The organism is Calidifontibacter terrae, from assembly GCF_054778835.1.
In genome coordinates, this window is sequence record NZ_BAAGZF010000006.1 from 334,937 (window position 1) to 348,038 (window position 13,102).

The 13,102-nt window shown below is 67.4% G+C and carries 11 protein-coding genes; 3 read left to right on the forward strand and 8 right to left on the reverse strand.

Annotated features, from left to right (window positions below):
• Together ACYU98_RS09775 and ACYU98_RS09780 are read right to left on the reverse strand one after the other, a co-directional pair.
• Window positions 1-1,647: an alkaline phosphatase D family protein gene (locus ACYU98_RS09775; protein ID WP_460468019.1), complete on the reverse strand. Its 1,647-nt coding sequence runs from the start codon at window positions 1,645-1,647 to the stop codon at window positions 1-3.
• 43 nt (window positions 1,648-1,690) lie between these two features.
• Window positions 1,691-2,737 (reverse strand): LLM class flavin-dependent oxidoreductase, encoded by a 1,047-nt coding sequence (locus ACYU98_RS09780; protein ID WP_460468020.1) that lies wholly within the window; start codon window positions 2,735-2,737, stop codon window positions 1,691-1,693.
• Window positions 2,738-2,829: 92 nt separating this feature from the next.
• Here ACYU98_RS09780 and ACYU98_RS09785 point away from each other — a divergent pair, with 92 nt between their 5' ends.
• Window positions 2,830-3,630 carry a class I SAM-dependent methyltransferase gene (locus ACYU98_RS09785; RefSeq protein ID WP_460468021.1) on the forward strand — a complete coding sequence of 267 codons (801 nt, stop codon included), beginning with the start codon at window positions 2,830-2,832 and terminating at the stop codon, window positions 3,628-3,630.
• 1 nt (window position 3,631) lies between these two features.
• Here ACYU98_RS09785 and ACYU98_RS09790 read toward each other — a convergent pair whose 3' ends face one another.
• The 3 genes from ACYU98_RS09790 to rpsO all read right to left on the reverse strand — a co-directional run bounded on the left by ACYU98_RS09790 (window position 3,632) and on the right by rpsO (window position 7,731).
• A complete protein-coding gene (locus ACYU98_RS09790) occupies window positions 3,632-4,672 on the reverse strand; it encodes a hypothetical protein (protein ID WP_460468022.1) in 1,041 nt (346 codons plus the stop codon).
• Between the two features lie 195 nt (window positions 4,673-4,867).
• A complete protein-coding gene (locus ACYU98_RS09795) occupies window positions 4,868-7,312 on the reverse strand; it encodes a polyribonucleotide nucleotidyltransferase (RefSeq protein WP_460468023.1) in 2,445 nt (814 codons plus the stop codon).
• Between the two features lie 149 nt (window positions 7,313-7,461).
• Window positions 7,462-7,731, reverse strand: coding sequence for a 30S ribosomal protein S15 (gene rpsO / locus ACYU98_RS09800; RefSeq protein ID WP_460468024.1), 270 nt, complete (start codon window positions 7,729-7,731; stop codon window positions 7,462-7,464).
• Between the two features lie 169 nt (window positions 7,732-7,900).
• On the opposite strand from rpsO, the gene ACYU98_RS09805 reads away from it, so the two are divergent.
• On the forward strand, window positions 7,901-8,737 hold the full coding sequence (locus ACYU98_RS09805) for a cytochrome c oxidase assembly protein (RefSeq protein ID WP_460468025.1): 837 nt from the start codon (window positions 7,901-7,903) through the stop codon (window positions 8,735-8,737).
• 65 nt (window positions 8,738-8,802) lie between these two features.
• On the opposite strand, the gene ACYU98_RS09810 is transcribed toward ACYU98_RS09805, so the two are convergent.
• The 3 genes from ACYU98_RS09810 to ACYU98_RS09820 are packed head-to-tail and all read right to left on the reverse strand — an operon-like array spanning window position 8,803 to window position 12,366.
• Window positions 8,803-9,606, reverse strand: a complete 804-nt coding sequence (locus ACYU98_RS09810; RefSeq protein WP_460468026.1) for an ECF transporter S component — start codon at window positions 9,604-9,606, stop codon at window positions 8,803-8,805.
• Window positions 9,599-11,209 (reverse strand): ABC transporter ATP-binding protein, encoded by a 1,611-nt coding sequence (locus ACYU98_RS09815; RefSeq protein ID WP_460468027.1) that lies wholly within the window; start codon window positions 11,207-11,209, stop codon window positions 9,599-9,601. The genes ACYU98_RS09810 and ACYU98_RS09815 overlap by 8 nt, the downstream gene beginning before the upstream one ends.
• Window positions 11,206-12,366, reverse strand: a complete 1,161-nt coding sequence (locus ACYU98_RS09820) for an energy-coupling factor transporter transmembrane component T (RefSeq protein ID WP_460468028.1) — start codon at window positions 12,364-12,366, stop codon at window positions 11,206-11,208. Before ACYU98_RS09820 ends, ACYU98_RS09815 begins: the two co-directional genes overlap by 4 nt.
• 96 nt (window positions 12,367-12,462) lie before the next feature.
• Between ACYU98_RS09820 and ACYU98_RS09825 the strand changes: the two genes are divergently transcribed.
• Complete coding sequence (locus tag ACYU98_RS09825) at window positions 12,463-12,981, forward strand: hypothetical protein (RefSeq protein ID WP_460468029.1); 519 nt, start codon at window positions 12,463-12,465, stop codon at window positions 12,979-12,981.
• Window positions 12,982-13,102 lie beyond the last annotated feature (121 nt).

Genomic DNA, 13,102 nt, shown 5'->3' on the forward strand with positions numbered 1-13,102 from the left:
TCAACCGACCAGCACAGTGGCGACCCGCTCCAACTGCGGGTCGTCGTAGCGATCGTCCTTGACCAGTCCACGCGCCCAGGTGAACAACAGCCGATCGCCCAGCGACTCGACGCGGGCCAGGTTGTTGTCGAACCACGGGCCGTGGGTGGTGCGCCAACCGAAGTCGGGGACCTGCACCCCGGGCAGCCGTGTCACCAAGGCCCGCATCGGACGGGCCATCCATCCGGACAGCTGTCCCTGCAGGGCGCGGACGTAGACCGGCAAGGGGTTGCGGATCGGGGAACAGACCGCCTGGACGATGGTCGATCGGATCGGCTGGGGCGCCGAAGTGACCTCGTTGACGTAGGAGTTATGCACATCGCCGCTGAGGAAACTGATGGTCTCGGGCGCCGCGCCGCGCCGACCGGCGGCGACTTCGAGGACCATCCGCGACACGTCGGCGAACGAACGCTCGAACGCCGCCCAGTGCTCCAGGTCGAGCGCCTGCCGGATTTTCTCCCCGACCCCGGCTAGCCGGGGCCACCGGCCCTGGGCCATCGTCTCGTTCAGCGACTCGAGGTCATGAATGCCGGTCGGCAGCAGGAACGGCAACGAGGTGCCGATGAATAGGTGGCGTACGTCGCCGCGCAACTGGCGGTTCACCCACGCCAGTTCGTCGTCGTCCAGCATCGCGCGGTGGCGGGGGCGCAGGTCGCGCGCGGCGCGCGAGTCGATGACCACGAGCTTGCTGTCGCCCAGGTCTCGCACGAACGAGAAGCGGTAGCTGGTCGGGTCGCGGTCAACCCTCTCTGCGAAGTCGTCCAGCACCTCGGTGAGGTCCAGCTCGGCCGGACCCTCGTGGGCCTCGATCAAGGTCCAGGTCGGGTCGGCGCGCAGGGTTTCGTGATCGAGGTTGCCTGCGTGCTGATAAAGCCAGTACGAACCGAGGGCTCCGACGATCCGGTCGTGCCACCACGGGGTGGCGTTCATTATGTGATGCCAGGACTGCGAGGTGTTCCAGTCGTCGCGCACGTCGTGGTCATCGAAGATCATCGCGCTGGACAGCGTCGACAGCAGCCAGCGGTTGGCCGGATCGGACCAGGCGAGCCGGTAGAGCTCGGCGTACTCGACGAAGTCCTTGATCTCCTCCCCGGGCGCGTCGTCGAGGCCGCGCCGGCGCTCGATGAACTCGCGCATCTCCGGTGACGTCTCGTCGGCGTAGAGCTGATCGCCCAGGAAGAGCACGAAGTCGGGCCAGTGCCGCGGGTTGCGGGCCATGTCGTACGCGTAGGCCCGCAACGCGTCGACGCCGTGCTGCTTGGTGCCCGCCGTGTCGTGAGAGGTCGAGGTTCGGCAGGAACCGAACAGAAAGTCAGGACCCTTACCAGGCTCGCGGGTCGCGATGCGGCTGGGCGGGAACTGCGAGTCCGCCTCCGGCCAGACCTGCTCGCCGTCGACCAGCACCTGGTAGTCGTTCACCGTTCCCGGCTGCAGGTGGTCCAGCAGCACGATCGCGTAATGACCGCCGTGGACGGCGAAGGTCGACACCGTTACGTCCTGGCCAGCGCAGCGCACCGTGACATCGGAAGTGTCAGCCGTACGGACGAAGATCGTCGCGGTGGTCTGGTCGACGTGCCGCAAGACGGGACCGAGCACGAGGGGGTGCATCAGTCCATCCTTGCCGGTGCCGCGCCGTTCCGGGCGTTCGGGGTCACGCGAGCGGCTGACCCTGGACAGGGCCGTCGGTGTTCGGCTTCCAGCCCAAGGCTGGCGCGATATGCGTCGCGAATGCCTCGAGCAGGTGCAGGTTGTAGTCGACACCGAGCTGGGAGGGAATGGTCAGCATGAGGGTGTCGGCGGCCTGCACCGCGGCGTCGTCGCGCAACTGCTCGACCAACTCGTCCGGCTCACCGGTGTAGGTCTTGCCGAAGGTTGAACGGAATCCGTCGATCACCCCGATTTGATCGGACCCAGCGCCGCCGAGCCCATAGCGCAGCAGCTGCCGGTCTTCCTCGGTCACGATCGGAAAAACGCTGCGACTGACCGAGACTCGCGGGGTGCGGGTGTGGCCCGCTTCCTTCCAAGCCTGCCGATATCGGTCGATCTGCTCGGCCTGCAGGTCGCCGAGGCTTTGCCCGGTCGCCTCGGTGAGCAGCGTCGAACTCATCAGATTGACCCCAGCAGAGCCAGCCCACTGCGCCGTGTCTCGCGATCCGGCTCCCCACCAGATGCGATCGGCGAGGCCGGGCGAGTGCGGCTCGACGCGCAGTCGCTGCCCCGGCCCGAACTGATTCGGATCGGCGTCGACCATCGGAACACCGCGTACGGCGTCGAGGAACTGCTCGAATTTAGGTCGCGCAATGTCCGCACCGCGTGGGTCTGCGGAGCCGGTGTAGCCGAAGGCTTCCCAGCCACGCAACGCGGGCTCGGGTGAGCCACGGCTGATGCCGATGGCGATCCGTTGGTCGCTGAGCAGGTCGAGGGCCGCCGTCTCCTCGGCGAGCTGCAGCGGGTTCTCGTAGCGTATGTCGATCACGCCGGTGCCCACCTCGATCCGGCTGGTGCGGGCCGCGATCGCGGCCAAAAGAGGCATCGGCGACGCGGCCTGCCGAGCAAAGTGGTGTACCCGGAAATACGCACCGTTGACGCCGATCTCGTCGGCGCCGACAGCGATGTCGACCGCTTGGTGGAGCATCTCGCGCGCGTCGTAGCCCTCCATTCCGTAGTGACCGAAACTGAGGAATCCAAAGGCATTCATGGACACATCAACTACCTTTGACCACGGATTGTTCCCGCGCCCAATATTTGGACTTCCTTCCCATTATTCGGACCTGCGTCAAAAGTGGACCCATGAGCAACCGCTATACACACGGCCACGAGACCTCCGTCCTGCGATCGCACGCCTGGCGGACCGCGCAGAATTCAGCCGCCTACCTGCTCCCCCACCTCTCCCCCGACGCCGCGTTGCTCGACATCGGGGCCGGGCCTGGGACAATCACCGTCGACCTGGCAAGCCGGGTTCGCGCGGTGACCGCCACCGAGATCGACGAAGGCGCGCTCGACCTCTCCCGGCGTACGGCGCGGCAGTCGGGCGCCGACAACCTGACCTTCGCCGTCGCGGATGTGCACGCTTTGCAGTTCGCTGACGACAGCTTCGATGTCGTGCATGCGCACCAGGTTCTCCAGCACGTCGCCGACCCAGTCGCGGCGTTGCGCGAGATGGCCAGGGTCACCCGACCGGGCGGCATTGTCGCCGTTCGGGATGCTGACTACGCCGCGTTCACCTGGTGGCCGGCCGCGCCGGCCCTGGACCGCTGGCTCGAGCTCTACTCCCAGGCAGCCCGGGCCAACGGCGGCGAACCCGACGCCGGCCGCCGACTGGTCGCCTGGGCCCACGCCGCTGGACTGCACGACCTCGACGCCTCGAGCAGCACCTGGTGTTACTCGACCCCGGTTGAACGGCAGTGGTGGGGCGGACTGTGGGCCGACCGCACGACGGGCACTGCCCTCGGTCGCCAACTGGCCGACTCCGGCTTTGCGACCCCCGACGAACTGGCGAATGTCGCGGCGGCGTGGCGAGCCTGGGCCGACCACGACGATGGCTGGTTCAGCGTGTTGCACGGCGAGATCCTCTGGCACAAACCAGCATGACTCAGCGCGGCAGCAGATAGTCGACATCGGCGCCGATCACCGACGGTTTGCCGCTGTCCGGCACGACCACCACCAGTTGCAGCACCACCGGTCGGTTCATCGAGTGGACCTTCGCCGCCGGCAGCTTCATCAGCTTTGCGATGCCCGGATGAAGCCACATCACCTGCCCGTCGGGCGCAGCTGCCGACCAGTCGCAGTCGAGGGTCACCGCCGCGACGGTCGCTGCCTTGCCCTGCATCAGTCGTACGGCCGGGGTGCCGATGATCGGCGCGGTCTTCGCGTCGGCCCGAGATGTGTCGCCCCAACCGGCACAATCGTAGGTCGACGTGACGTTCTCGGCGGTGTTGAACCCGTAGCTGCGGGCCTCGGTCAGCGGACCGGCAAACGCGAAGTCGGCGGTGTTGCCATTGCCGAGGGCATAAAGCGCGTTGTCGATGGAGTTCGCGACCGCCTGCTTGCGCGGCTGATCGACAGCGCCGGACTCAGCCCCCGACGCCGCGCCCGACAGCCCGGCTGGGAGCCCGGCTGGGAGCCGGGATGCGCCGTAGGCCCCGCTGGAAAGGAACACCTTCCAGCCCGCTGAGCCGCTCCCCGGGACCAGCGCGTGGTAGTCGGTGACGGTGACGATCTTCCCCTTCTCGTCCTTGCTGCTGCGCGTGTGGCTGGTCAACAACCAGCGGCCCTGCCCATCCGCTCCCTCGCGAAACGCATCGGCAACCGACGTCTGCGGTTTGCCTTCAACCTTTTGCGCCATCGCGGCGGCTGCCGCCGTCTGATACCGGTCGGCCGCCAGCACTCCCCCGGAGTCCGCCGCTGCCCATCCCGAGTCGTCCCCCGTCGCCGACCGAGCGATCGCCGGATTGTTGCGTCGGTCATAGTCGGCCAAGATCGCCTTCACCCCACTCGCATTCAGCGCGGCGACCCTAGGCCGAGTCGCTGCCGACCTGGCGATCGCCGTCGACTTCGCCGGTTTCGGCGAGGTCGCACCACCGCACGCGCTCAGACTCACCACACCGACCATCAGGACAGTTCGCTTCAACACCCTCGGTTCCCTTCATCGCCGAAGGCCACACGATGGTGCACGCGCGGCGGCTGTGGGCGAACTCCACAGGCAGCAATCTGCGCGTACGACGAAGGCCGCCGGCCCCTTTCGGGACCAGCGGCCTTCGCTTGACAGCTATCTACTCACTCGGAGTCGGAGAACTCTCGACTCACTCGGAGTCTGAGAACTCTCGACTCACTCGGAGTCGGTGTCAGCACCGTTGTCGGCGCCCTCACCCTCGGCGTCCTTGCGGCCACGACCGCGACCACCGCGACGGCGACGACGGCGCTCGCCGCCCTCACCCTCGGCGTCGGCGTCGTCCGAAGACGGCGTGCTCTGGTCGTCAGCGGACTCGTCGGCAGCAGCCGGAGCCTGCGACGACAAGTCGGTGTCAGCAGGAGCGTCCGTGGAGTCGACGGCAGTCTCCGTCACCTCAGCGTCAGCCTTGCCGGCTTCCTCGACCACGGCCAGCGAGAGCTTGCCGCGCGGGTCGACCTCCTTCAGTTCGACCTGAACCTTCTGGCCGATCTTCAAGACGTCTTCCACAGCGTCGATCCGCTTACCACCGACGAGCTTGCGCACCTCGGAGATGTGCAGCAGACCGTCCTTGCCCGGGAGCAACGAGACGAACGCACCGAAGGTGGTCGTCTTCACAACGGTGCCGAGGAAGCGTTCGCCAACCTCGGGCATCTGCGGGTTGGCGATCGCATTGATCGCCGCGCGCGCAGCCTCCGCCGACGGACCGTCGGTGGCGCCGATGTAAACCGTGCCGTCATCTTCGATCGAGATGTCGGCGCCGGTGTCCTCCTGGATCTGGTTGATCATCTTGCCCTTCGGGCCAATGACCTCACCGATCTTGTCAACCGGGACCTTGACCGCAATGACGCGCGGGGCGTAGGGCGACATCTCGTCAGGAGCGTCGATCGCCTCGTTCATCACATCAAGGATGTGCAGACGAGCGTCGCGGGCCTGGGTCAGCGCGCCGGCCAGCACGTCGGCGGGGATGCCGTCGAGCTTGGTGTCGAGCTGGATGGCCGTGACGAACTCACGGGTTCCGGCAACCTTGAAGTCCATGTCGCCGAACGCGTCCTCGGCGCCGAGGATGTCGGTCATCGCGGCATATTCGGTCTTGCCGTCGACCTGAGCCGAGACCAGACCCATCGCGATGCCGGCGACCGGGGCGCGCAGCGGCACACCGGCGTTCAGCAGGGCGAGGGTGGAGGCGCAGACCGAACCCATCGAGGTCGAACCGTTGGAGCTGAGCGCCTCGGAGACCTGACGGATGGCGTAGGGGAACTCCTCACGCGTCGGCAGCACCGGCATCAACGCACGCTCCGCGAGCGCACCGTGACCGATTTCGCGGCGCTTGGGCGAACCCACGCGGCCGGTCTCACCAGTCGAGTACGGCGGGAAGTTGTAGTTGTGCATGTAGCGCTTGCGGCTCACCGGCGACAGGGTGTCCAGCTGCTGTTCCATGCGCAGCATGTTCAGCGTGGTGACGCCCATGATCTGGGTCTCGCCGCGCTCGAAGATCGCCGAACCGTGAACGCGCGGCAGCACCTCGACCTCGGCCGAGAGCGCACGGATGTCGCGCAGGCCACGGCCGTCGATGCGTACCTGGTCGCGCAGAATGCGCTCGCGAACGAGCTTCTTCTGCAGCGAGCGGTAGGCCGCGGAGATTTCCTTGTCGCGACCCTCGAACTCCTTGCCCGCTCCGGCCAATTGCTCCTTGAGGGCGGCCTTCAGCGCGTCGAGCTTGTCTTCGCGGTCCTGCTTGCCGGCGATGGTCAGCGCGGCAGCAACCTGGTCGTTGGCCTCGGTCTCGACCTTGGCGTAGACGTCGTCCTGGTAGTCCAGGAACAGCGGGAACTCCTGAACTTCCTTGGCAGCCTTGCTCGCCAAGTCAGCCTGCGCCTCACACAGCGCGCGGATGAAGGTCTTCGAGGCCTCCAGGCCCTGCGCGACGACCTCTTCGGTCGGGGCGCCCTGACCCTGGCTGTTGACCAGGTCCCAGGTGGACTCGGTGGACTCGGCCTCGACCATCATGATCGCTACGTCGTCACCGACAACGCGACCGGCGACGACCATGTCGAACACCGAACGCTCGCTGTCGGAGAAGTTCGGGAACGCAACCCACTGACCGTCGATCAGCGAGACGCGGGTGGCGCCGATCGGGCCGGAGAACGGCAGCCCGGAGATCTGGGTGGAAGCCGAAGCACCGTTGATCGCCAGCACGTCGTACTGGTGGTCGGGGTTCAGCGACAGGACGGTGATGACGACCTGGACCTCGTTGCGCAGACCCTTGATGAAGGCCGGACGCAGCGGACGGTCGATCAGTCGGCAGGTGAGGATCGCGTCGGTCGACGGGCGACCTTCGCGGCGGAAAAAGCTACCCGGGATCTTGCCCGCGGCGTACATCCGCTCTTCGACATCCACCGTCAGCGGGAAGAAGTCGAACTGGTCCTTGGGCTGCTTGCCAGCAGCGGTGGTGGACAGCAGGGTGGTCTCGTCGTCGAGGTAGCAGAGCACTGCTCCACCGGCCTGCTTGGCGAGGCGTCCGGTCTCGAACCGAACCGTACGGGTGCCGAACCGACCGTTGTCGATCGTTGCTTCGGCGAACGTGATTTCTGGACCCTCCATTTGGGCCCTCCTGTTCTTTTCAAATCTCGTCGCACATCGTCGTTGTGTGCGAACGGGTTTTTCTTCTTGGGAACCCCGACGAGCGGGGTCCTCCTACGCCGAAAGGCGACCCACCAGGTGGTGGACCGCCTTCGGTCGTAAGTCTTTGATTATCGGCGCAGACCCAGACGCTTGATCAGCGAGCGGTAGCGCTCGATGTCAACGTCCTCGAGGTAACGCAGCAGGCGCTTGCGCTGGCCAACCAGCAACAGCAGGCCACGACGGCTGTGGTGGTCGTGGGGGTGCTGACGCGAGTGCTCGGTCAGGTCCTTGATGCGAGCGGTGAGCATCGCAATCTGCACCTCGGGCGAACCGGTGTCGCCCTTGCTCTGGCCGTATTCGGCCATGATCTCTGCCTTGCGGGCGGTTTCCAACGGCATCTGCTGGCGACTCCTTGATTCGTCTCGTTGCGCGGTGCTCCCGGGCTTGTCCACCGGGGCGCTGTTGATCCGCGGCCGATTCACGGCATCTCCAAGGTTAACAGTGCCCGCCGTTGCGGCCTAATCGCGGGTTCAGCCGTCGTCCAGCAGGCTGGTCAAGACTGAGGGGATGCGCTCTTGGACCATCGACTCAGCGCTCACCGCGTGGCATCTCGACCTAGTCGGTCTCATCCTCGCAGCCGTGCTGTTGCCTGGGCTGAAGTGGTGCAGCACCCGGTGGCGGCAGGCGATCTATCTGCTGGTCGGGATCGGCTCATTGCTCTATGTCACCTGCGGGCCGATTGGAACCTACGACCGGGTGTTGCTGTGGTGTCTCGGCGCGAAGGTGGCGACGTTGACCGCGGTGACTCCGTTCGGGCTCGCGGTGGGTCTTGGTGGGCGGCCGTTGCCTTTCGGCGGTCGGGCCCTTCGGGTGATCTGTTACCCCGGGCTGACGTCCTTGCTGGCCGCCCTCAGCGTCGGCGCGGTGTTCTTCACCGGTTACGGCCAAGCCGCCTCGACGCACCCGCTTGTCGGCGCCCTGCTCGTCGCGCATCTGTTCATCATCGGGCTCATGGTGACCGCCCCGCTGGTGGTCGGAGACCTGCTGCCCGACTGGGCGACTCCGGCCGTACGCACCGTGATTGCGTGTGTGGACGGCCTGTTCGATGCGTTGCCCGGCATCCTGGTGATGACTTCCAACAGCCTGTTGTTGCCGCACTTCCCCGGCTTCGGTGATCCCGCCCGTGGGGCGACGTCCCCTTCCTTGGACCAGAAATGGGCCGGTGGAGCATTGATCGCGGTCGCCGAGGTGGTCGGATTGCCGTTGCTGCTGGCGGTCTTCCTTGACTGGATCCGCCACGACGAGGCGGAAGCGCAGCGAGTCGACGCAGAGTTGGATGCCATCGAGGGCGATGGATTGTGGTGGGTCACCGGCACATCGGACCGCAGTACGCGGTCCGGCTAACCCGGTTCCGCGGAATTGCAGGGTTGTTGAATGAAGGCGACGGCGAACTGCAGTCCGGAGTGCGTCTACAGCTGCGGAAGTTCGCTGCGCTCCGCCGACCCGAAGGCGGCCTTGCGGGAAGCGCGCCGCAGGGTCAGCAGCAGCGGCCGGCCGACGAACAGGATCATCACCGCCGTGGTCAACGCCCGGCCGAGATCCCAGCCCAGCGAGGTGGCCACGTTGAAGGCAAAGAAGTGCTGCAGGTTCACCGCGACGCCTCCCCCGGGAACCACGCTGAGCGCTGCCTCCCCGCTGGTGCCCAGCGGCCAGAACCACAGATTGAGGATCCAGCCGTAGAGGAGACCGGCGAGGGCTCCGTACGCCGCCAGCATCGCCAACTCCAACCGGCCACGCAGCGGTGGCAGCAGCCCCGCGAACAGCGCAACCCAGCCGGCGCCGAGCATCTGAAACGGCAACCACGGGCCGACCCCGGCGGTCAGCACCGCCGACGCGAACATGCTGGTCGAACCGAGCACGAAACCGAAACCCGCCCCGAATACCCGGCCAGCCAGGACCAGCAGGAAGAACATCAGCTCGATGCCCGCGGTGCCGGCACTCAACGGCCGCAAGACGGCATCAACCGCCGAAAGAACCCCGAGCATGGCCACCGCTTTGGAGTCGATGCCACCCTCGCTGATCTCCGATAACACAACCGCGAGCAGCAACGGCAGGAGCAGTCCGAACAAGAGCGGCGCATCGGTGCGGTGCCCCGCCAGAGCGGAATCGGGTGTTACGAAGAACGGCCACAGGAAACCCACCACCCCGACCAGACTGACGAGTCCGATCGCGAGCATGCTGCGCGGTCGCAGCGGAACAGCGCGCTCAGCCATCGGTTGCCCGCCGGACGTCCTCGACAGTGAGCAGCGGCAGCGGAGCCAGGATCTTGGCCACCTGCGGCGCGAAGGCCGGCGACCCGAGCAGCACCTGCGCGGTGGTCCCGCACGCGACGACCTCACCGTCGGCCATGAACAACACCGCGTCGGCCGTCCGCGCGATGAATTCCACGTCGTGACTGGAGACCAGCACCGCGCGTCCCGCGTCGGCAAGCCGCCGGAGCGTACGGTGCAACGCCTCCTTGGCGGTGTAGTCCAGACCGCGGGTCGGCTCGTCGAGCAGCAGCACCTGCGGGCCGGCGGTCAGCTGGATCGCCAACACCAGAGCCAGCCGCTGGCCCTCGGAGAGGTCGCGCGGGTGTCGATCAAGGGCGATGTTCGGAACCAGCTCGCGCAGCAGGCCCTCGCAGGTGCCCGCCGCGGCGTCGGACTCGCGGTCCGCGGTGGCGCACTCCGCGGCGACGGTGTCGAGGTAGAGCAGGTCCGAGGCGTTCTGTGGAACGAGCCCGACGACCGCCCGACGGGCGGCCGGCTTCAACTCCGAGGGGTTCACCCCGGCGGCCGAGACCGTTCCGGCGTCGGGGCGACGAGCGCCCTGCAGGGCCCACAGCAGCGTCGACTTTCCGCAGCCGTTGCGCCCCATCAACGCCGTGACCGCGCCCTCGGCCAGGGTCAGGTCGACGCCGGAGACTGCCTCGAACGCGCCGTACGAAACCCGGACGCCGCGGGCGGTCAGCGCTGCGGGGCCCTGTGGGCGGGGTTGGGGCGCGGCGACCTCGCCGAGCTCGCCGATCAACGCTCGAGCCTTTCGTCGGGCATCACGCACCGACAACGGCAGCGGCGCCCACTCCTGCGCGCGGCCGAGCTCGACGACGGGCGGGGCGACCGTCGCCCTACGCATGATGTCGGCGGGGTCCCCCACCTCGACAGTGCCGGCGGGGGTGACATGGATGAGGGTGTCGGCATAGTGCAGGACCCGTTCGATGCGGTGTTCGGCCATCACAACGGTCACCGACAGGTCGTGGACCAGTCGGGTGATCGTGGCGAGCACGTCCTCCGCGCCGGTCGGGTCGAGCGCCGAGGTCGGCTCGTCGAGTACCAGAATCTGTGGCTGCAGGGTCAACACAGAACCGATGGCAACTCGTTGCTGCTGCCCGCCGGAAAGATCGCGCAGCGGCAGGTTGCGCAGGTCGGCGATCCCCAACAGGTCGAGAGTCTCCTCCACCCGTTTGCGCATGACCGCAGGCGCAATGCCGAACTGCTCCATGCCGTAGGCGAGCTCCTCTTCGACCGTGTCGGTCACGAACCCGGCCAGCGGATCCTGGCCGACATAACCGACCAGATCAGCCAGTTCGCGCGGCAGGTGGTCTCGGGTGTTGCGGCCGTGAACGGTCACCGAGCCGGTCAACCGACCACCGGTGAAATGCGGGACGAGGCCGTTGATGGCGCCAATCAGAGTCGACTTGCCCGACCCCGTACGGCCGATCAGAACGGCCAGTTCGCCTTGCTCGAGTTCGAAACTCACGTCCCGCAGCGCGGGCTCCGACTGGTCGGCGTAGGTGACGCCGACCCGGTCGAACACGATGGCGGCGGTGTTCATGCGGGCTCCGAGGCTGTGCGAATGGTGCGCCGATCGACCGGCGCCGGAAGTTCTGGGGTGACGAAACCGGGCAGCGCTGCAATCAGCAGCGCGCCAGCAACAACGAGGGGAACCTTCGGGATGCCGATGGGATCGACGGGCATCGACGCGGCGGACGGGTCCTGTCGCAGCGCGAAGATCATCGCGGCCAGGCCGATCAGGCCGCAGCAGACCACGACCCACTCGGCGACGGCCCACAGGTCGGGACGGTAGGTCGAGCGCGGCACCTTTCGCCCACCGAGCAACAGCCCGGCAATCCCGAGCACAACTCCGAGAGCGACCATCGGCAACCCGATGACCGCCGGGGTCTGCCCCGAGTCGAGCAGTCCGTAAACGCCCAAACAGACCGCGAACAGACCGACCAAGTCGAACGCGGCGACCATCCGCCGGTCGCGCGCGCTGATCGCATGGCGGGTGCCGAATCCGCGCGAGTCCATCGCCGCGGCCAGCGCAAGTGAGCGGTCGAGGGTGTCCTGCAGCACCGGCAGCCCGATGACCCGCAACGCGTGCAGCCCTCCGGTGGTGGTGCCGCGCAGCTCGCGGGCCCGGCGTACGCGTTGAATGCTTTGTACGAGCTGAGGCACCACAGTCAGCGCCACGACGACCGCTGTTCCGACGTCGCGCAGCGCCGACGGGAGAGCCCGCAGCAGCCGCCGTGGGTTGGCCAAAACGTTGGCCGCGCCGAAGCAGGTCAGCATGGTCGCCAGCCGCAGGCCCTCGCAGGCGGCTGCGGCCAAACCCGCCAACGGAACCGGGCCGAGCAGTTGGATCCCCGCCGCCCAGGAGGGCAGGTTGATGGTCGGCAGCCGGAACAGAACCGTGTCGCCGACCTTCGCCCCTACCAGCACGAACAGGACCACCCGGGTCGCTATCACGAACAGCCCGAGATATGCGTAGAGCCGAAATGACCGAGCCCAGGGCGCGTCCGGGCGCCGAGCCGCGACCACGAGCACCACGACGGCGAGCACAACGGCCAGCAGCACAGGGTTGGTGGTCTGGCTCGCCGCGCCACCCAAACAACAAGCCCAAACCCACCATGCACCGGGGTGTACGAACCGGCGAGCCGCCGGTTTTTGGTCGCTATTGCGACCAAAACCCTTTACTACGGGTGTAGTCACGAAGTGCGGCGGCGCAGCCCGAGGTACGCAGCGCCGGCGAGCAGCAGCGCAACGATTCCGCCCCCGGCGATCAGGCCGGTGGTCGAGCCGCTGCCCGTGTCACCCGACTTGTTGCCGGCGTTCGGAGCGGCAGCAACGTCAGTACCGCCCGAACTGCCGCCCGAGCGGCCGGTCGAGCTGGTCGACGGGTCGCCCGACGTTGCGGACGCGGTCGACGAGGTGGCGGAGGTCGACGAGGAGCCCGAGGCCGTGGTCGCGGTAGCCGCCGAGGATCCTGCGGACGAGCCCGCGGTGGAACCGGCGGCGGTGCTGGCTGCCGATCGCACCGAAGAGCTCGAAGCCGCGGCGGAACTCGCGGCCGACTTCGACGATGCGGCCGCACTGCTCGACTTGGGCGCGGTCGAAGGCTGGGGCGCGATGGTCGGTTTCGCCCTGGTCGTCGGCTTAGGCGCCGTCGTCGGCTCGGGAGCAGTGGTCGGCTTCGGCTTCGGCGGGGTCGTCGGTCTCGACGTCCTGCTGATCGGACCCACTGTCGGCGCGCTGCCGCCGCCCCACCGCAACCCAATGCTGCTGCCCTGGGGCGCGGGCTGCGATGCGATGCCGAGATTCGCGTAGGACCAACCGGTGCCCGAACGACCCGTCCACAACGACCAGTAGGCCGAGCTCGGGGATGCCTGCTGGCAGGGGTCCGAGGCGGGCTGATCGTTGATTCGGCAGAGGAAGTAGCCGGGCGCTC